General features: G+C 65.3%; 17 protein-coding genes. 9 read left to right on the top strand and 8 right to left on the bottom strand.

Annotated features, from left to right (window positions below; all coding sequences use genetic code 11):
- Nucleotides 1-80 precede the first annotated feature (80 nt).
- Nucleotides 81-491 (bottom strand): BA14K family protein, encoded by a 411-nt coding sequence (locus MNI96_RS13050; protein ID WP_249693790.1) that lies wholly within the window; start codon nucleotides 489-491, stop codon nucleotides 81-83.
- 319 nt (nucleotides 492-810) lie between these two features.
- Here MNI96_RS13050 and MNI96_RS13045 point away from each other — a divergent pair, with 319 nt between their 5' ends.
- Together MNI96_RS13045 and MNI96_RS13040 are read left to right on the top strand one after the other, a co-directional pair.
- Nucleotides 811-1,224: an MbcA/ParS/Xre antitoxin family protein gene (locus MNI96_RS13045; RefSeq protein ID WP_249693788.1), complete on the top strand. Its 414-nt coding sequence runs from the start codon at nucleotides 811-813 to the stop codon at nucleotides 1,222-1,224.
- 2 nt (nucleotides 1,225-1,226) lie between these two features.
- Nucleotides 1,227-1,967: an RES family NAD+ phosphorylase gene (locus tag MNI96_RS13040; RefSeq protein WP_249693787.1), complete on the top strand. Its 741-nt coding sequence runs from the start codon at nucleotides 1,227-1,229 to the stop codon at nucleotides 1,965-1,967.
- Between the two features lie 34 nt (nucleotides 1,968-2,001).
- Here the strand turns inward: MNI96_RS13040 and MNI96_RS13035 are convergent, their stop codons facing one another.
- Nucleotides 2,002-3,009, bottom strand: a complete 1,008-nt coding sequence (locus tag MNI96_RS13035; RefSeq protein ID WP_249693785.1) for a L,D-transpeptidase family protein — start codon at nucleotides 3,007-3,009, stop codon at nucleotides 2,002-2,004.
- 160 nt (nucleotides 3,010-3,169) lie between these two features.
- Between MNI96_RS13035 and MNI96_RS13030 the strand changes: the two genes are divergently transcribed.
- A complete protein-coding gene (locus MNI96_RS13030) occupies nucleotides 3,170-3,583 on the top strand; it encodes a MerR family transcriptional regulator (protein ID WP_249693783.1) in 414 nt (137 codons plus the stop codon).
- Nucleotides 3,584-3,693: 110 nt separating this feature from the next.
- Entirely contained in the window at nucleotides 3,694-5,910 is a 2,217-nt protein-coding gene (locus MNI96_RS13025) for a heavy metal translocating P-type ATPase (protein ID WP_249693781.1), read from the top strand.
- A 52-nt stretch (nucleotides 5,911-5,962) separates the two neighbouring features.
- Here the strand turns inward: MNI96_RS13025 and secD are convergent, their stop codons facing one another.
- The 3 genes from secD to MNI96_RS13010 form a co-directional block, all read right to left on the bottom strand.
- The gene (secD, locus tag MNI96_RS13020; protein ID WP_249693779.1) at nucleotides 5,963-8,485 is read right to left on the bottom strand and encodes a protein translocase subunit SecD; all 2,523 of its coding nucleotides are present in this window, start codon (nucleotides 8,483-8,485) and stop codon (nucleotides 5,963-5,965) included.
- A gap of 520 nt (nucleotides 8,486-9,005) precedes the next feature.
- Nucleotides 9,006-9,218, bottom strand: coding sequence for a hypothetical protein (locus MNI96_RS13015; protein WP_249693776.1), 213 nt, complete (start codon nucleotides 9,216-9,218; stop codon nucleotides 9,006-9,008).
- Between the two features lie 86 nt (nucleotides 9,219-9,304).
- Entirely contained in the window at nucleotides 9,305-9,691 is a 387-nt protein-coding gene (locus MNI96_RS13010; protein ID WP_249693775.1) for a hypothetical protein, read from the bottom strand.
- Nucleotides 9,692-9,941: 250 nt separating this feature from the next.
- Here MNI96_RS13010 and MNI96_RS13005 point away from each other — a divergent pair, with 250 nt between their 5' ends.
- Together MNI96_RS13005 and MNI96_RS13000 are read left to right on the top strand one after the other, a co-directional pair.
- Complete coding sequence (locus MNI96_RS13005) at nucleotides 9,942-10,358, top strand: plasmid mobilization protein (protein ID WP_249693772.1); 417 nt, start codon at nucleotides 9,942-9,944, stop codon at nucleotides 10,356-10,358.
- Complete coding sequence (locus MNI96_RS13000) at nucleotides 10,355-11,635, top strand: relaxase/mobilization nuclease domain-containing protein (protein ID WP_249693770.1); 1,281 nt, start codon at nucleotides 10,355-10,357, stop codon at nucleotides 11,633-11,635. Before MNI96_RS13005 ends, MNI96_RS13000 begins: the two co-directional genes overlap by 4 nt.
- 33 nt (nucleotides 11,636-11,668) lie before the next feature.
- Here the strand turns inward: MNI96_RS13000 and MNI96_RS12995 are convergent, their stop codons facing one another.
- The 3 genes from MNI96_RS12995 to MNI96_RS12985 all read right to left on the bottom strand — a co-directional run bounded on the left by MNI96_RS12995 (nucleotide 11,669) and on the right by MNI96_RS12985 (nucleotide 16,641).
- Nucleotides 11,669-12,289 (bottom strand): TetR/AcrR family transcriptional regulator, encoded by a 621-nt coding sequence (locus MNI96_RS12995; RefSeq protein ID WP_249693767.1) that lies wholly within the window; start codon nucleotides 12,287-12,289, stop codon nucleotides 11,669-11,671.
- Between the two features lie 129 nt (nucleotides 12,290-12,418).
- The gene (locus tag MNI96_RS12990) at nucleotides 12,419-15,529 is read right to left on the bottom strand and encodes an efflux RND transporter permease subunit (protein WP_249693766.1); all 3,111 of its coding nucleotides are present in this window, start codon (nucleotides 15,527-15,529) and stop codon (nucleotides 12,419-12,421) included.
- Nucleotides 15,526-16,641 carry an efflux RND transporter periplasmic adaptor subunit gene (locus MNI96_RS12985; RefSeq protein WP_502960339.1) on the bottom strand — a complete coding sequence of 372 codons (1,116 nt, stop codon included), beginning with the start codon at nucleotides 16,639-16,641 and terminating at the stop codon, nucleotides 15,526-15,528. The genes MNI96_RS12990 and MNI96_RS12985 overlap by 4 nt, the downstream gene beginning before the upstream one ends.
- A gap of 84 nt (nucleotides 16,642-16,725) precedes the next feature.
- On the opposite strand from MNI96_RS12985, the gene MNI96_RS12980 reads away from it, so the two are divergent.
- From MNI96_RS12980 to fabF, 3 genes are read left to right on the top strand one after another with little or no spacing between them, the layout of a single operon-like run.
- Nucleotides 16,726-17,322, top strand: coding sequence for a TetR/AcrR family transcriptional regulator (locus MNI96_RS12980; RefSeq protein WP_249693765.1), 597 nt, complete (start codon nucleotides 16,726-16,728; stop codon nucleotides 17,320-17,322).
- The gene (locus MNI96_RS12975; protein ID WP_249693762.1) at nucleotides 17,319-17,810 is read left to right on the top strand and encodes a PaaI family thioesterase; all 492 of its coding nucleotides are present in this window, start codon (nucleotides 17,319-17,321) and stop codon (nucleotides 17,808-17,810) included. Before MNI96_RS12980 ends, MNI96_RS12975 begins: the two co-directional genes overlap by 4 nt.
- On the top strand, nucleotides 17,807-19,150 hold the full coding sequence (gene fabF / locus MNI96_RS12970; RefSeq protein ID WP_249693759.1) for a beta-ketoacyl-ACP synthase II: 1,344 nt from the start codon (nucleotides 17,807-17,809) through the stop codon (nucleotides 19,148-19,150). The genes MNI96_RS12975 and fabF overlap by 4 nt, the downstream gene beginning before the upstream one ends.
- Nucleotides 19,151-19,185: the final 35 nt, after the last annotated feature.

Raw genomic sequence — 19,185 nt, 5'->3', positions numbered from 1 at the left:
GGCAAAGGCCGGAACGCAAAAAGGCCGCCGCCGAGAAGAGCCCGGCGGCGGCCACGGATCATCGTAAGGTGTCCCTGTCCTTAGCGGATATAGGGCGAGATGCAGAGGCGACGCGGCCCGTTATAGGGCTGGAAGCTGTTGTCGGACGCCCGGTAGGACCGGTAGCGCTGACTGCACCAGGCATAGTGGGCCCGGGGCAGGCCGCGCGCACGCGGCGGGACACGGTAGCGCGGGCGCGGCGCATAGACCGGCGGGCCCCAGCGATAACGCGGGCGCCAGCGGTGGCGCGGCCGCACCCGGTGCGGACGGCCGCGATGCCAGGTCTTCTCGACCAGACCGCCCTGCCGAGCATCGGGCGCCACATCGATGATCGGGGCAAGTGCCCTCGCCGCATTGCCGGCTGTTGCAGCCTCGGCCGGCGCGCCGGCTCCGAAGCCGATCATGGAGGCAACGGCAATCGCCGCCGCCGCGCAAGTGTGTCTGAAACGCATGGTCCTGTCTCCTCTCGGCCTTGCGGTCCGAACCGCCTGTCCGGCAGCACGTGCTGCCGGCGGGGGAAGGGCGGGGCGGACATTCTCGCGGCGACTTGCAAAGGTCTTCCGCGATATGACCCGACGCCTTGGCGCCGCACACCATCGCGATCAGCGATCATGATGGAAGAACCCTAGTCCTGCGAGCGGGGCAGGACTGTGACGCAGATCATCCCGGCGACGTTCACATCCGGAAACGCGGCAGTCGGACGCGAAGTTCCCATCGTCTTGCCATTTGGCATGAAATTCATATATCATGACAAATGACAGGAGGCACGCCATGCCCGCACTTCGCCCCGTATCGCCCGTAACGCCCGAACCGGTGCCGCAGTTCTCCGGAGCCGAAATCCGCGCCATGCAGCGGGCGGTGGTCAACCTCTTCGCGCGCTGGGGGCTGACCGACGAGCAGGCGAGCCGCCTCCTGGGAGATATCTCGGTGCGCACCTATCAGCGCTGGAAAGCGGGTTCGCCCGGCCGCGCCGGCATCGACCTTGCCGAGCGCATGTCCAACCTCCTGGGCATCCACAAGGCGCTGCGCCTGCTGTTTCGCGATGCGGAGCGCGGCTACGGCTGGGTAACGCGCGCCAATGCCGATTTCGCCGGCCGCTCGGCTCTTGAGGTGATGCTGGATGGGCGCATCACCGACCTCATGCGCGTGCGGCGCTATCTCGACGCCCGCCGCGGCCAGTGGTGACCATGTCCGCGTCCCGGACTGCCGGCCTTGCCACCACGCGGGTCGCCTGGCCGCGCTACCACCGTCTGATCAGCTCCGCCTATCCGCCCATCGACCTGTTCGAGGACATCGCCGACCCGGCCGACTGGGAGCTGCTTGCCGCCGCCGAAGCCAAGAGCAACCCGCGCGTTGCCGAGACGGTCGGCTCGCTGGATCTCGTGCCGGCGGGGCGCAGGGTCAGCGGCCCCGGAGCGTCCTATGTGATGGCGCCTTTCACCCATGTCTCGCCGGAGCGCAAGGGCCGCTTCCACGACGGCAGCTTCGGCGCCTTCTATGCGGCCAGGGCCTTCGACACCGCCCTGTTCGAGGTCGCCCACCACCAGGCCAGGTTCTTTGCGGCAACGGCCGAGGCACCCGGCTGGATCGCCGACATGCGCGAACTGGTCGGGGACATCGACGCGGAGCTGATCGACCTGACCGCCGGCGACCCGGCGCTCGCGGCCCTGCTGGACCCGGACGATTACGGCCCCTCCCAGGCCTTTGCGGCCGAGATCCGCGCCGCGGGGCACAACGGCATTGCCTATCCCAGCGTTCGCCACGCCGGCGGCGCGTGTTTCGCAGCCTTCCATCCGGATGTGATGTCCGTGCCGATACAGGCGAGCCACCTCACCTGCCACTGGGACGGCACGCGCATCGACATGGTCAAGATCCATGAGGCGACAGGCGAAGACCGGCGCGGCCGGATCTTCCGGATCGAGGCCTGAGCGGATCGAGCCCGGAGCGCTGGCGTCTTCTGTTTCACTCCTGCGCCATATGCGGATCGGCAAGCGCGGCGCTGGGGCGGCTGACCGGGACGGAGGTTTTCGACGTGCGCCGGGACAGGGCTTCCTCGCCGTCGCGCCGCAGCAGCTGGCGGAAGGCCGGATGCATGCCCCCGTCCGAATAGGACGGCGCGCTGAGGGCAAGGCCGCTGGAGATCAGCGACTGCATGGCCACGCGGTCCGCTTCCGCCTTGCTCGCCACGGCTTCCGGCACCTTGCTGACCGCCGGCGGACAGGCGGCAAGCGGATCCTTCGGCTCGCCGCCGACGAACTCCTTGTCGAAGACATAGCGTCCGCCGCACATGGAGACTTTCGGCGGCTGACGGGTCACCTCGAAAATGTCGTAGCCGGTCTTGAGATTGCTCCAGAACGCGAAGTTCGGATCGTTCCGGTGCCGGGCCATGTTTGCCGGCGTCATGCGGAACGGGAAGACCTGGACCTGGAAGGCCGACTGCCCGCCCTTCAGCGCCTCGCGCACGACCGGATAGATTTCCTCCACGCCCTCGTCGGTCAGCGCATAGCACCCCGACGAGGAACAGGCGCCGTGCACCATCAAGGCGCTGCCCGAATAGCCGAGAGCGCGCTCCAGCTTGTTGGGAAAGCCGAGGTTGAAGGCGAGATGATATTGCGAGCGCGGATTCAGCAGGCCGGCATTGACGTGATAGAAGCCTTCCGGCGCCTGGCGGTCGCCCTGCTTGCGCTTGGGCCCCAGCTTTCCGGACCAGCGGCAGATCGGATAGGTCTTCAGCAGCGCGAACCGGCCCGAGCGGTCCTTCTTCCAGACCTCGAGCTCGCTCTCCTGCTTGAAGATGCGCACCACGACGGGCGCGGACGGCGACATCGACTTCTCCGACATCATCGACAGAAGCTTGGAGGGAATCGGCTTCGATCCCCGGCCGTCATCGGCATATTCGTTCGTGGCGCAGCCGCTCAACAGGGCTGCGAGAACCAGGAAGGTCGCCGCTTTAGCTGGTTTAAACATCATTCGCTTGCCAGGATCTCGTTCGTGCCGCCCCGCCCGCCGACAGATGTCCAGTCTCGCCGGACACGGTTAATGCCAAGTTGCTCGCGCCGCAATTCGCGATTGCGTGAACTTGACGTCGCAGCGGGCACGGCCCCATATCTCTAGAAACTGGAGGTTTGCGATGTACTCGATCGGCGATCTTTCGCGGCAGACCGGCGTCAAGGTGCCGACAATCCGCTACTACGAGCAGATGGGCCTGCTGGAGGCGGCGGGCCGCACCGAAGGCAACCAGCGTCGCTACGACGCGGCGCACCGGGACCGTCTTGCCTTCATCAAGCATGCCCGCGACCTCGGATTCACCCTCGAGGCCGTGCGCGAACTTCTCGATCTCAGCGGCCATCCGGAGCGTCCCTGCACCCATGCCGACGAGATCGCCGCGCGCCAGCTCGACATTGTCCGCGACAAGATCGCGCGGCTGCAACGGCTGGAGAGCGAACTGTCCCGCATGGTCGGCACCTGCCACGGAGATCATGTGAGGGATTGCTACGTCATCCGCTCGCTGGCCAATCACGAGATGTGCAGCACCGACCATTGACGGCCGCCCTGCCCGTCGACGCAGGCCGGAAAAAAGAGCGGCACGCCCTCTTGATCCTCTAGTCGCTAGAGGTCCTATTGTCCTGCTCCTGAACAACAGGAGTTGACGACATGAGCGCTTCGCAGCGCCTTACCCGCTTCCGGGTGGACGGCATGGACTGCGCCAGTTGCGCGGCAAAGATCGACCGCGCCGTCCGCCGCTTGCCCGAGATCTCCGATGTCCGCGTCTCGGTCGTGGCCGGCACGATGACCGTGGCCCATGGCGAGGGCACCGATCTTGCCGACGTTGCCCGCAAGGTCGACAGCCTCGGCTACCGGACATCGCTGCTCGCCCGCGAGCCTGCCTCCGGCACACTTGGCGAGAGCGCCCGCGACGACGCGGCCTGCTGCGGCGGGCACGATCACGACCAACCCGACCATGGCCACGACCACGGCCACCAGCACCACCATGCGCAGATCGACGGCCCGTGGTGGCGCAGCCCCAAGGCGCGGCTGACGATCCTGTGCGCGGTGGCGCTGGCCGCGGCCTTCGCCGTCGCCCACGTCTTTCCGCAGACCGCGTTCTGGAGCTTCACCCTCGCCATGGCGGTGGGGCTGGTGCCGATCGCCCGCCGCGCACTCGCCGGGGCGATGAACGGCAGCCCCTTCTCCATCGAAACCTTGATGACGGTGGCGGCGGCCGGCGCCGTCGTCATCGACGCGGCCGAGGAAGCGGCCGTGGTCGTCGTGCTGTTCCTGATCGGCGAACTGCTGGAAGGCATCGCCACCGGCCGCGCCCGCGCCTCGATCCGCGCCCTTGCCGACCTGATGCCCAAGACCGCTCTGCTGGAGCGGAACGGCACGACCGAGACCGTGCCGGCGGACAGTCTCAAGGTCGGCGCTGTGGTGCTGGTGCGCCCGGGCGACCGCATCCCGGCCGACGGCACCGTCCTGTCGGGCGAAAGCGCGGTCGACGAGGCTCCCGTGACCGGCGAATCCGTGCCCAAGCGCAAGGAGCCGGGCGACACGGTCTTTGCCGGCACGGTGAACCAGGAGGGCGTGCTGCGCATCGAAGTCGGCGCCACGGCGGCCGACAACACCATCTCCCGTGTCATTGCCCTCGTCGAGGAGGCGCAGGAGTCCAAGGCCCCGACCGAGCGCTTCATCGACCGCTTCTCGCGCTATTACACGCCGGGCGTCATGGTCGTCGCCGCTCTGATCGCCGTGCTCCCGCCGCTTGTCGGCGGAGCGGAGTGGGCCACCTGGATCTATCGCGGTCTTGCGGTCCTGTTGATCGGCTGCCCTTGCGCCCTCGTCATCTCGACCCCGGCCGCCATCGCCGCAGCTCTTTCGGCCGGCGCCCGCCGTGGCCTCCTGATGAAGGGCGGCGCCGTTCTGGAGGGCCTCGGCCGCATCGACCGTGCCGCCTTCGACAAGACCGGCACTCTGACGGAAGGAAAGCCGCAGGTGACGGACATTGCCGGCATCGGCATGAACGAGCGCGAGGTGCTCCGCCTTGCCGCCGCCCTTGAGGCCGGGTCCAGCCATCCGCTGGCCCGCGCGATCCTCGCCCGGGCACAAGCCGACGGCATCGCCGTCATGCCCGCCTCGAATGCGGCGGCCCTCGGCGGCAAGGGCGTCACCGGCATGCTGGAGGGGCGCCGCCTTCTGCTGGCCTCGCCCCGCGCCGCCGCCGAGACCGTGCCGCTGGACAATGCGCTGGAGGCGCGAATTGCCGCGCTCAACGACGACGGCAAGACGGTTTCCCTGCTTCTGGTCGACGGTAGGACCGCCGGCCTCATCGCCCTTCGCGACGAGCCGCGCGAGGACGCCGTCGAAGGCCTGGCGGCGCTGCGAAGGCTGGGTGCCGATGCCGTGATGCTGACCGGCGACAACGCCCGCACGGCAAGCGCCATTGCCGGCACGCTCGGCATCGAAGCCCACGCCGAACTGCTGCCGCAGGACAAGCAGCGGATCGTCGGAGAGATGCGGGCGAAAGGCTACAAGGTCGCCAAGGTCGGCGACGGCATCAACGATGCCCCGGCGCTTGCCGCTGCCGACATCGGCATCGCCATGGGCGGCGGCACCGATGTCGCGCTGGAGACCGCGGATGCGGCGATCCTGCATGGCCGCGTCACCGACGTTGCCGACATGATCGCCCTGTCGCGCGCGACCCTGCGCAACATCTGGCAGAACATCACCATCGCGCTCGGCCTGAAGGCCGTCTTCCTGGTGACCACGGTTCTCGGCATCACCGGCCTGTGGCCGGCGATCCTGGCCGATACCGGCGCCACCGTGCTGGTGACCGCCAATGCGATGCGCCTGCTCGCCTGGCGCGGCATGAAGTGATGGGCTGCTCCCCGGGGCCTGCCGACAGGTCCCGGGGAGCGCATTTCCGCCGTCAGGCGGCGCGTTCGGTCTCCGGCGCGGCAGCGGCTGCCGCTTCCTTCCTCCGCGTCCACCAGTCGCCGAGCAGAAGCAGGATCGGCGCGGCGATGAAGATCGACGAACTCGTCGCGATCACCACGCCGAACAGCATCGGCAGGGCGAAGTTCTCCACCGCATTGCCGCCCCATATCGCCATCGGCAACATGGCCAGGAACGTGGTGGCGGAGGTGAAGAGACAGCGCGCCAGCACCTGGTTGATGCTGAGGTCGATGATCGACCTCAGGTCCCGCTTCTTCGACATGCGGATGTTCTCGCGCATGCGGTCGTAGACCACCACCTTGTCGTTCACCGAATAGCCGATGATGGTCAGCAGCGCGGCGATGGCCGTCAGGTTGAAATCCAGCCCGAAGAGGGCGAAGAACCCGACCGTCTTGGTGGTGTCGAGCACCAGCGTCGCGATGGCGCCGATGGCGAAGTTCCATTCGAACCGCCACCAGATGTAGACCAGCATGGCAAGGCTGGCGAGCACCACGGCGATGACGCCGTTGCGCGCCAGTTCGCTGCTGACCTTCGGCCCGACGACCTCCGTCCGCTCGATGCCGATGCCCGGATCGATCCGCTGCAGCGTGTCGCGGACCTCGCTTACCGCGCGGGTCTGCGCGCTCTCTCCGCCCTCCTGCCGCTGGATGCGGATCAGCACGTTCTCGCCGATCTGCTGCAGCGACACCTCGCCGAGATCGAGCTTGCCGAGTTCGTCGCGCAGGCTCGCGAGACTGACGCCGTCGGGCGTCGATGCCTCCACCTGGATGCCGCCCTTGAAGTCGATGCCGTAGTTGAGGCCAGGCTTGATGAACAGGCCGATGGAGGCCAGCGACAGCAGGACGGACAGGCCGATGCCGAAGAAGCGCGCCTTCATGAACGAGATCGAGGTGCCGTCCGGCACGATGCGGATCAGCGGCTCGACCGAGATGGTCTTGAGGCGGCGCCGTCGCACCCACTCGGTCATCAGGATGCGCACCACCGCAACGGCGGTGAACATCGACACGCAGATGCCGATCATCATGGTGATCGCGAAGCCGCGCACCGGTCCCGAGCCGAACAGGAACAGCAGGCCCGTCGCGATCAGCGAGGTCACATTCGCATCGACGATGGTGGAATAGGCCCGGCTGAAGCCTCGATCGAGGGCGGCGAAGGCGCTGGCTCCGGCTCTCGCCTCCTCGCGTATGCGCTCGTTGATCAGGATGTTGGCATCCACGGCAAGGCCGATGCCGAGGATGATGCCGGCAATGCCTGGCAGGGTCAGTGTCGCCCCCAGCAGGCTGAGCAGACCGACGGTCAGCGCCACGTTGAGGAACAGCGCGAAATTGGCGAAGAGGCCCCAGCCGCCATAGAGCGCAACCATGAAGACCACCACCGCTGCAAAGCCGGCAAGGCCGGTGGCGATGCCCATCTCGATGACGTCGCCGCCGAGGTCCGGGCCGACCGTGCGCTCCTCGATGACGACGAGCGGCACAGGCAGCGCCCCGGCACGCAACAGCGCCGACAGGACCACCGTATCCTCGATGGTGAAGGACCCGCTGATCTGGCCGGTGCCGCCGGTGATCGGCTCTCGGATCACCGGCGCGCTCAGCACCTTGCCGTCGAGCACGATGGCGAAGGGCTTGCCGACATTCTGGCTGGTGATGCGGGCGAACTGCCGCGCACCGGATGTGTCGAAGCGGAAGCTGACGATCGGTTCGTTGGTGCGCTGGTCGAAGCCGGCCCTTGCATCGGTCAGGTGATCGCCGCCGAGCGCGACCCGGTCCTCGACGGCGACGGTACGGCCGGTCTTTTCCTCCGGAAGCAGGCTGACGCCTGCGGGCGGGCGTGTGCCCGGAACGACATCCGCAACCATGTGGAAGGACATCTGCGCGGTGGAGCCGAGCAGCTCGCGCAGCCGGGTCGGGTCGTTGAGGCCGGGCAGTTGGACCAGGATGCGGTCGGCGCCGACCCGCTGGATCGTCGGCTCGGCAACGCCGACCTGGTCGACGCGCTGGCGGACGATCTCCAGGCTCTGGTCGATCGCCTGGTTCAACCGGTCGCGAAAGCCCGCCTCGCTGAAGCCGAGCCGGATGCGCTCGCCTTCGGTGGTCATCTCGATATCGGAGACCTGCGCCCCGAAGCCACCGTTGGCGACCGGCGTCGCCAGATCGCGCAGCTGTTTGACGATGCCGGCGCGGGCCGCCGCATCGGGAACGGAGACCGCGACGCCGTCGCCGACCTGGCGCACGGTGCCTGCTACCCGCTCCTTGCGCAGCAGCGCCCGCGCCTCCGCAACGAGACTCTTGAGCCGGTCGGCCTTGAGCGCATCGGCATCGACCTCGAGGACGAGATGCGACCCGCCGCGCAGGTCGAGGCCGAGCGTGACCTGCTGTTTGGGGAACAAGCCCGGCAGCCTTTCCAGCTGGGCAGGCGTGAACACGTTGGGCAATGCGGCGAAGAGCCCGAAGAGGATGATGAGGGTATAGGTCACAAGGACCCATCGGGACGTTTTCATTGTCTGATCCGAAGCAAAAGATCTCGGGCGGGCGCCAAACCGGCGCCCGGCAAAACCGGCTCGCAAAGCCGGACGATCAGACGGGAAGAGGCGGTCCGCGCGCGCGGGGGCGTTGCAGGCAGGAAGCGCCTGCGGCATCTCCCCTCGATGCAGGGACGGCGGCAATCCGGGTTACGGGCGGCTCGACGGAATCTGCGGCCAGTTGGTCGCGCGGATCGGGACCCGTCGAGGTGTTCAGGCCCTGGCGCCGGAGACTCGTCTGGAGCTGGTGGCGCGCCCGGTCGCGGTCGATGACGGCGCGGGGCGTCGTCGCACCGCCGCCGAGGCGGCTTTCGCCGCTGGCCTGCGAGGGTGCTGCGGGACCGCCTCCAGGCACAGCTCCGCCACCTGCCGCGGCCAGCAGGAGCAGCAGCGCAGGCAGCAGGAGCCAAGGCAGGAAGCCACGGTCGGCGGCGCGGTTACGCCGCCCGACGACAGTCCGCAAGCGGTTCATGTGATGACGGCAGGTCTCGTGCGGGCCTCAGCCCGCAGCGGCCGGCAACACGATTTCGGCAACCCCGGAAACCGTCAGGATCGCGCCGCCCATGAGGAGCGCGGTGATCGCCAGCGCCATGACCGAGGCCATACCCGGCTGGGCGGCGAGAACGGCGAATATGCCCTTCTCGCGGGGGGTGCTGTAGACGATGCAAAGGATTGCGGCCACGAAAATGGCCAGCCCTACGGTGATCTGCATGGGAAGTCTCCGCGTCGGCACGACCGCATCCTCCTGCGGCACGCGCCCTGAAATCGCTCGCCGCTCGAAGGCGGCATCGACAGGTTTCAGGCGGAAACGGGAGGCGCGCGCGGCGCATGGGCCGCCCCGGCACGCCCCGGGACAGCTGCGCAGCAGGCAATCAGCGCAAGGTCGGCGCCCGCCGCGATTTCGGCGGGCATGAGCGGAACCAGGGCCACCGCGTCGTCGTGGTCGCTGCCCGAGGGCGGCGGCACCGGAAGGGACCTCTGGCGGAGGTCGTGATCCAGCTTCGGCAGAACGGCCGTGGTGCCGGATCCCGTATCGTTGGTGAGAACGATCTCGACGAGTTTCGGCGTCGGATAGCGCGCGCCGTAAGGAACGGCGGCGGAAAACGCGAAGAGCACCGCCAGGAAAGCGATGATCCATCGCTCCGGGCGGAGCGGGCGTCCGGCATCCGTTCCGTTTGTCGTCATCCCGCCAATTTACACCATCGGTCGGCGAAAGACGACGGGAATAGCGTGCAGGCCGCGCCCGCGGCCGGCAGGGCAAACGAGCGAGGCGGGTGTTGCGCGAGCGATAAGGAGATGGTGGACGTGCTCGGCGAGACGTCAAACCAATTATTCGCTGAACTCGCCGAATGGGAAGCGCTTTTGAAGGACACGTCGCTGGCAAAGCGGCCCGGTCCGCCGACGCCTCCTCCGGCACCTTGAGCGAGGTGCCGACATGTCCACGAAGGCGCCTATGGCTGGCCCGGACAGGGCCAGGCCGAAAACCACACCCTTTTCCATCCGGCTGACCGAAGACGAGAAACGCCTGCTGATGCAGCGCGCCGGGGCGTTGTCGCTCGGCGCCTATCTGCGGAACCTCGCGCTGGCGGCCGGCGACAGAGCGCCCCGACCGCAGACGCGCAAACCGAGAAGTCCGGTGAAGGACCAGGAGGCATTGGCCCGTGTGCTCGCCGCGCTCGGCAAGAGCCGCATCGCCAACAACCTCAACCAGCTCGCCAGAGCCGCCAATATCGGCACCCTGCCGCTCACCCCGGAGACGGAACAGGACCTACTGGAAGCCTGCGCCATGGTTGCCCGCATGCGCCGGGATCTGATGGCGGCGCTTGGTTTTGTCGAAAGGGGCGAACAATGATCCTCGACGGCAACCAGCGCGGCGGTGCCCGCGATCTCGCCGTTCACCTGATGAAGCCGGAGAACGAACATGTCGAGATCCACGAGATCCGGGGCTTCATGGCCAATACGGTCACGGGCGCCCTGCGGGAAGCCGAGGCCGTCAGCCGGGGCACACGCTGTCGTCAGCACCTCTACTCGCTGTCCCTGAGCCCACCGGAGACGGAAAACGTCCCCGTCTCGGTCTTCGAGGCGGCGATTGAACGGATCGAGGAACGGCTCGGGCTTTCCGGTCATGCTCGGGTGGTGGTGTTCCACGAGAAGAAGGGCCGCCGCCATGCCCACTGCGTCTGGTCGCGCATCGATGCCGACACCATGACGGCAGTGCGAATGTCGCATGACCGGAGAAAGCTCGGCGCGCTGTCCCGCGAGCTCTATCTGGAACATGGCTGGAAGATGCCGGAGGGCCTGATCGATCCGGCCTTGCGCAATCCGCTCAACTTCGACCGCAAGGAGTGGTTCCAGGCACAGCAGGCGGGCAAGGACCCGCGCGACATCAAGGCGGCGCTCCAGCAATGCTGGGCGGCGTCGGACTCCGGCAAGGCCCTTGCCCATGCGCTCGAAGCGCGCGGTTACTACCTGGCTCGGGGTGATCGAGGCCGTATCGTCGCTGTCGACACGCAAGGCGAGGTCTATGCCCTTGCCCGGTGGATCGGGCTGAAGACGAAGGACGTGCGCCAGCGTATCGGCGATCCCGACACTCTCCCCTCCGTCGAGGACACGAGGCGCAAGGTCGCCAGCCTTGTCCGCACCCGGCTGTCCGGCTTCATCGGCAGCGTCACAGAAGACTTCGCCCATGCCGCCGCACAGCTGGAGGGGCAGCGGCTGGCGATGGTCGAACGCCACAGGAGGGACCGCAGCGCCTTTGACGAAGCACAGCGGCGACGCGCGGATGACGAGGTCCGCCAACGTGCCTTGCGCTTCCGCAAGGGGCTGCTCGGCCTGTGGGACCGGCTGACCGGCAAGCACAGCAAGCTCAGGGACCAGATCGAGCGCGACGCTGATGCCTGCGCGCTACGCGACGCCCAGGAGCGGCAAGCCCTCATCGACCGACAGCGGCAGGAGCGCCTCGCTCTCCAGAAGGAGATCGACGGGGAGCGCCGTCAGCACGTGCGCGAACTCGCCCGCCTCCATCGCGAGATCAACCGGACCGCCAAGATGCAGGAACAGGGTCAGGCGACCACCACCGACCCGAACGAACGGCGGAAGAGAAGCAGGCACAGAAAATTTGGGTTGTGAGGTAGTGTGTCCATCTCTGTACAGGCTAGCTCATCAGGTTGCGCAACTGTTCTCCACTGCCCTCAGAAAGTGGCGAATTTGAATGCGCAGAAATTTTTCAGACGCCGCTTGATCTCCAAAACAGTATTCAAATAGAAGCGGATTTAATAAAGAAACAAAAAACGATGTCGCAACGCGTGCGGTGACGGCAGAATCTTCAATCTCAAACTCACCCGCCTTCACTCCGCTTCGTATGACAAGCTCCAAAACAAGATTCAATTCGCCGATATATTTTTTTAATGCTGCCTCATCTTTTTGCATCGTTGACACGATCAGGTCGTGCATATGCCTGTCGGAGGCCAACCTTTCCTTGTTGATGTTGTGTATGGTGACGAGGATGCACAACAGATTCTGGTGCGCCGAAGCACTCGAACGGGCGATCGTAAAGGCGCGCGCGACAACATCATCCAGGGTCTGTCTGCAGACGGCCGTAATGATGGCTTCCCTGGTCGGAAAAAACCGGTAGACATTCGCCCGGCTCATCCCCAGTTCGCACGCTATGGCAGCAACCGATGTCTTGTAGTGGCCGGCGCGTCGAAAATGCTCTTCGGCCACTTGCAGAATGCGCACCCTTACCTCGTCACGGTTGGCTTGCGTCTTGGCGTGACGGCCCATGGGAACTCCAGAGGGTTTCAGTAGCGTGCTTTTCATCGGCCGGGCTCAATTCCGAAATCCGAAGCGTCGTTGAGTGTCTATCACTATCGGGACAACCGGCTTGCGGGGCATCCGGTCCAGCGGCGGCACTCACTCTGCTGCGATGTCAGCAATCCTTTTCGGGGTCTTGGCGGGAACACCATGAATGCCGTCGGCGGAAGGCTTTATCCGGAACCACGCGGTGTAGAGCGCGGGAAGGAAGAGCAGGATCAGCACCGTGCCGACTGCCGTACCACCAATCAGCGTATAGGCCATCGATCCCCAGAAGACGGAGCTGGTGAGCGGGATGAAGGCCAACACCGCCGCGAGCGCGGTCAGGATCACGGGCCTCGCGCGTTGCACCGTTGCCTCGATGACTGCGTGATAGTCGTCGAGGCCGGCGGCCTGGTTCTCCTTGATCTGCTCGGTCAGGATCAGGGTGTTTCGCATCAGGATTCCGGCCAGCCCGATCAGCCCCAGAATGGCGTTGAAGCCGAAAGGCTGGTTGAAGACGAGCAGCACAGGCACGACGCCGACGAGACCGAGCGGCGACGTCAACATGACCATCGCCATCATCGAGAAGGAGCGCACCTGCAGCATGATGACGATCAGCGTCGCCGCGATCATCACCGGAAACACCTTTCCAAGCGCGGCATTGGCTTTCGCCGCCTCTTCGATCGATCCGCCCAGTTCGATGCGATACCCGGCCGGAAGGGACGCGATCAGCGGCTGAAGGGCCGCCATGATTTCCTTGGAGACCTCCGGAGGCTGGGATTCCTCGTTGATGTCCGAGCGGATGGTGATGACCGGGGTGCGGTCGCGGCGCTTGAGGATGGGTTCTTCCAGGTGGATTTCCGAGCGGCCGATCTGATCGAGCGGAACCTGCCGACCGCTCCTGCTGATCAGCGAGAAGTCAGCGAGCCTTGCAGGATCCAGCCGTTCGTTGCCGGCACTGCGTGCCACGACGGGAACGTTGCGGATGTCCTCTCGCACCTGCGTGACAGGAATGCCGGTGAGAAGAAACTGGAGTTGCTGGCCTACCTCAACCGGCGACAGGCCGATGAGATTGAGACGATCCTGATCGGGAACGAAGCGGAGCACAGGCGTGCGGCTGCCCCAGTCACGGTTGGCTTGCCGCACATCAGGCACGCCGCGCATGATGTCGAGGGCTTTCTCCGAGATACGGTACAGTTTTTCGGGATCGGGACCCATGACCCTGAACTCCACCGGGAAGGGCGTGTAGGGTCCGAACACCAACTGGGTGACGCGCACATAGGCCTCAGGCGCAAGCCCCTGTGATACCGCTCCCCTCAGCCGGTGCTTCAGGGTTTCACGCGCCTTCGCATCCGAGGTCAGCACGACGATCTTGGCAAAGGCGGGATCGGGCAGTTCCGGCGCCATGGCAAAAAAGAAGCGGGGAGCGCCCTGGCCGATATAGCTCGTGATGATCTTCGCCTCGGGCTGTCCGTCCAGCCACTGTTCCAGTTTTTCGACGGTAGCGGTCGTCGTCTCGATGCTGGTTCCTTCCGGCAAACGGACCTCGACCAGCACCTCCGGGCGGTCGGAGGTCGGGAAGAACTGCTGCTTGATGGCACCCATGCCGACGACCGAACCGGCGAAGGCAAGGCCGACGACAGCGCAGGTCAGGAACTTGTGGCGCACGGCAAAGACAATAAGCGACCGCAGGCGTCGATAATTCGGCGTGTCATAGATCGCATGGTGCCCTCCCTCCACCGGCTTGATCTCCGGCAGCATCTTGACCCCGAGATAGGGTGTGAACACCACAGCCACGATCCAGGAGACGATGAGGGCGAAACCTACGACCCAGAAAATGTTGCCGGCATACTCGCCCGCAGTCGAACGTGCGAAGCCGACCGGCAGAAACCCTGCGATTGTCACGAGCGTTCCCGACAGCATCGGCGCCGCAGTATGGCTCCAGGCATAGGCCGCCGCCTTGATGCGATCCATTCCCTCTTCCATCTTCACCACCATCACTTCGATGGCGATGATGGCGTCGTCCACCAGCAGGCCGAGCCCGAGAATGAGCGCCCCCAGCGTGATGCGGTCAAAGAACCGGCCAGTCTCCAGCATGATGAGAAACACAGCGGCAAGCGTAAGGGGAACGGCGGCCGCAACGACGATGCCGACGCGCCACCCAAGACTGAGCAAGCTCACCAGCAGCATCACGCCGAGTGCCATAGCGAACTTCATCATGAATTCATTGACCGCAGAGGAGATGTTGACCGCCTGGTCGCTCACCTTGTCGAGTACGATCCCGAGCGGCAAAGTCTCCGCAATCGCCGTTGTTCTGTCTTCCAGTGCCTTGCCGAGCGCAAGACCGTCCCAACCTTCCTGCATGACGGCCCCGAGCATGATGGTGGGCTCGCCCTGGTGCCGGATGAGGTATGTGGGCGGGTCCTCGTAGCCGCGACGGATATCGGCGATATCGGAGAGCTTCAACATCGCCCCGTGAGCAACGATCGGCGTATCGGCGATCGCCTGGACGCTGTCGTAGGCGCCATCGATCCGAATGAAGACACGCGGGCCCCGCGTGTCGACCGAGCCAGCCGGCGTCAACGCATTCTGGCGCTGCAGTGCTGCGATAATGTCCTGTGCCGACACGCCCAGGGTCGCCAGCCTGGCATAGGAAAACTCAACGAAAATCTGCTCCGGCCGCTCGCCGACGATGTTGATCTTCTTGACGCCCGGCACATGCAGAAGGTCCTGCCGAATCTTCTCGGCTTGCCGGACGAGTTCGCGCATCGGCATACCCTTCGCCTTGAGTGCATAAAGGGCGAAGCTCACGTCGGAGTATTCATCATTGACGAAAGGCCCGAAGACGCCGGGCGGCAGGTTGCGGGCTTCATCGCCAAGCTTCTTGCGGGCCTGGTAGAACTCCTCCTGCACTGCGGACGGTGGTGTGCTGTCGCTCAGCGTGACCGTCATGTAGGCGTACCCCGGCCGGGTAGTGGTCTCCACCCGGTCGTACCAGGTCAGTTCCTGAAGCCGCTTTTCCAGCGGTTCGGCGACGAGGTCCTGCATTTCGCGCGCGGTGGCGCCCGGCCAGACGGTCGTGACCGTCAGGGTCTTGATGGTGAAGTTGGGGTCTTCCGCCCGCCCGAGCGCAACGAAGGCATAGGCACCGGCGGCCACCAGCAGAAGGATGAAGAACAGGGTGACGGCCCGCTCGCGAACGGCGATCGCGGAAATGTTCAGGTTCATCGGTCACCCTCCCCGTCGACGGCAACCCTGACGCGTGCGCCCTCTTGCAAGAGATGGGCACCGAGGGAGACGATCTGATCGTTTGAGTTAAGTCCCGAGATCACGGCGGTTTCGCTGGCGACCTGGATCAGTTCGACGGGCTGAAACCGCACCGTGGATGTGGCGCTGTCGAAGATCCAGACGCCGGTCTTGTCGCCATCATCAAGCAGCGCTGCCAGCGGCACCTGGACGCCCGCCGTCCGCCCCTGGCTCGAGAGCCGAAGTGTCACCGTTGCACCGAGCGGCGCCGTCGCTGCCTTGCCGTCAAGCACATAGCGTGCCTCGTATGTGCGTGTCTGGGCATCCGCCGAGTTCGACAGTTGTCGCAGGCGGGCGGTGTAGCGATGCTGGTCGTCTCCGTATAAGCGAGCCTCGGCGTTCGACCCGATTGCCGGCCGGATCGTCTCCGGGAGGGCAATCACCGCTTCGCGGGGGCCTGCCTGGGCAAGACGAACAACGGTCTGGCCGGCGGAGACGACTTGCCCCGGCTCTGCAAGGGTCTCGATGACCGTTCCATCCGCATCTGCCACCAGAAGCGCGTAGGTTGCCTCGTTCTCGGCGACACGCGCTTCGGCTTCGGCTGCGGCAAGCTGCGCGGTTGCCGTGTCCAGCGCTGCCTTTGCCTGCTCGTACCGCTGCGGGCTAGCAGCCAAACCGTTCTTGGCAAGAACTGCGTAGCGCTTTTCATCCGCACTGACCTGAACCAGCACTGCCCGCGCCGCCGCCACGGCGTTGCGCTTGGCGGTCAGCGCAAGCTGCAGGTCGGTGTCGTCGATCCTCATCAGCGACTGACCGGCTTCGACCTCCTGACCGGCGCTTACAAATCGCTCGACGATCTTGCCGGGGACGCGGAAACCGAGACTGCTCTCGATCCTCGCCCCTGTAACGCCCGTGAAACTGCGCTCGAATCCGTCCACTTGCATTGCCGTCGTCAGTCTGACGATCGGCGGCTCCTGACGCGCGTCCCCGATGGCGGAGACTTCCTGTGTGGGAATGGAGAGCACGCCGAACACGCTCCCTCCCAGAACCACGGTCAGGACGCTTCCAAGCGCAGCAGCGGATCTCAACTTCACTTTCGTCGCCTCACATAAATAGATTGCGTTCACACTCTATATCGAATATAGATTATAAGTGCAATCTAAAAAGGAGGATCGATCATGCGTGTGAGCCGCATGCAGGCTGAAAGAAACCGACAGAAAGTGATCGATGTGGCCAGCCGCCTGTTTCGAGAGCACGGCTTTGACGGCATCGGCCTCAAGGATCTGATGAAGAACGCCGGACTGACCCAGGGTGCGTTCTACAAACAGTTTGCGTCGAAGGACGACCTGGCGGCTCAGGCGTCCAGGCGTGCATTCGAGAGCGCGTCGTGCCGCTGGTCCTCGGCGATCGAGGCGAATCCGGGCAATCCGTTGGAAGCTGTGCTCGATTTCTATCTCAGTACGGACCATCTCGAGGAAAGAATGGACGGATGCCCCATCGTGGCGCTCGGCTCCGATGCAGCCAGACAGGGCAGCGCGGTGAAGGAGTCGTTCGAGGCAGGCATCAAAACCCATCTCGAAGTCCTTGATCATCTCGTCGGCCAGGAGGAGACCGGCGGACGGGCCATGAGCGTTCTTTCGACGATGGTCGGCGCGCTGATCCTTTCGCGGGCAATCGATGACACGCAGCTGTCCAGGCAGATCCTGAAGGCGGCCGCCGACAGTGTGCGGCAGGCAGTGGCTGTCGATGGTGGAGCGGGAGGGTCGCTGCAATGACGACAGTCCATGCGACCCCGGCGGGCGGTGCAGCGATCTCTTTTTCCGAGCTGGCGGGCTACTCGGGCCTTGAGCTGGTCGCGGGATTGGCGGACGGAAGCATCCACCCCCCGCCAATGGCCGAAACACTCCCTTTCACGCTGCTCCCCCCCGAGGAAGGGAAGGTCCGCCTCCTGGTCGCCCCGGAGCCGCGCTTTTGCAACCTGACGAACACGCTCCATGGCGGATGGATTATGACGATGCTGGACACCGTCATGTCGCTTGCCGCCCAGACCACCCTGTCTGAAGGTGAAAGCTGCCCTTCGCACGAGACGGCCGTCAAGTTCGTCCGGCCGATCTTCATCGATTCCGACATCCTGTACGTCACCGGCGAAGTCATCTCCCGTGGCCAGACGGTTATTACGCTGGAGGGAAGGGTCGAGGACGCCCAGAACCGGCTCTACGCCCACGGGACCTCGACCTGCCTGATCGTAAGCAGGAAACAATGACGTTCGCTTTGTCCTCCACGAACGGCACCCCAACTGCAGCGCGGCGCATCGTTGTCACCGGCCTTGGCGCGGTTACGCCACTTGCTTCAGGTGTTGAAAGGTCCTGGACGCGTCTTCTGACCGGCCGCTCGGGGATTCGAAGACTTACCGAGGATGTGGCACGAGATCTCCCGGCCAAGATTGCTGGCGTGGTGCCCTCCGTGGAAGAAGATCCGGACGGCGGCTTCGATCCCAACAGCGTCTTCGCTCCCAAGGAGCAGCGCAAGGTGGACCGGTTTATTCTTTTCGGTGTTGCGGCTGCGCAAGAAGCCATCGCACAGGCGGGTTGGGCTCCCACATCCGATGCGGAACGCCTGCGGAGCGCGACGATCATCGCGTCCGGCATCGGCGGGTTTCCCGCAATAACCGAGGCGGTCAGAACGGTCGACCAGCGCGGCGTTCGTCGCCTGTCGCCGTTTACCGTGCCGTCCTTTCTGGCGAACCTTGCAGCCGGCCATATCTCGATCCGCCACGGCTTCAAGGGACCGCTTGGGACGCCGGTGACGGCCTGCGCCGCCGGCATTCAGGCAATCGGTGATGCGGCGCGCCTCATCCGCGCCAACGAAGCAGACATTGCCGTGTGCGGCGGAACGGAAGCGTGCATCAACATCGTCAGCCTCGGCGGGTTTGCTGCGGCACGGTCTCTTTCGACGGGTTTCAATACAACGCCGTGCCGCGCTTCACGCCCGTTCGATACATCGCGAGACGGTTTCGTGATGGGCGAGGGAGCCGGCATCCTGGTCATCGAGGAACTGGAGCATGCGCTTGCGCGCGGTGCCAAGCCGCTCGCCGAACTCGTGGGCTACGGAACGACGGCGGATGCTCACCATATCACTTCCGGCCCCGAGGACGGCGCAGGTGCGCGCCGGGCGATGGAGATTGCAATCGCCCAAGCCGGCATATCCGCTCAAGAGATTGACCACCTCAATGCACATGCAACTTCGACGCCGGTTGGAGATCTCGGCGAGATTGCGGCGATCAGGTCCGTTTTCGGCACCGGTTCCGCGATGGCCGTCAGCGCAACGAAGTCGGCGACCGGACACCTTCTGGGAGCCGCAGGTGGGCTTGGAGCCATCTTCACGGTTCTGGCACTCAGGGATCAGGTTGCACCTCCAACTCTCAATCTTGAGCTCCCTGACCCAGCTGCCGACGGGATCAACTTCGTCGCGAACCAGGCCCGGCCAATGGCGATGACCTACGCGATCGCCAACGGCTTCGGCTTCGGCGGTGTCAACGCCAGCGCAGTGTTTCGGCGTTGGACGGAAAGCTCAGCCAACAAGCCCGTCGGACAGGAGACGTAGCCCAGCACGCCACTCCCGGACGCTTACCGGATTTC

The sequence above is a fragment of the Stappia sp. WLB 29 genome (genome assembly GCF_023507705.1).
Lineage (GTDB): Bacteria > Pseudomonadota > Alphaproteobacteria > Rhizobiales > Stappiaceae > Stappia.
This window is presented reverse-complemented; position numbering and strand designations above follow the sequence as displayed.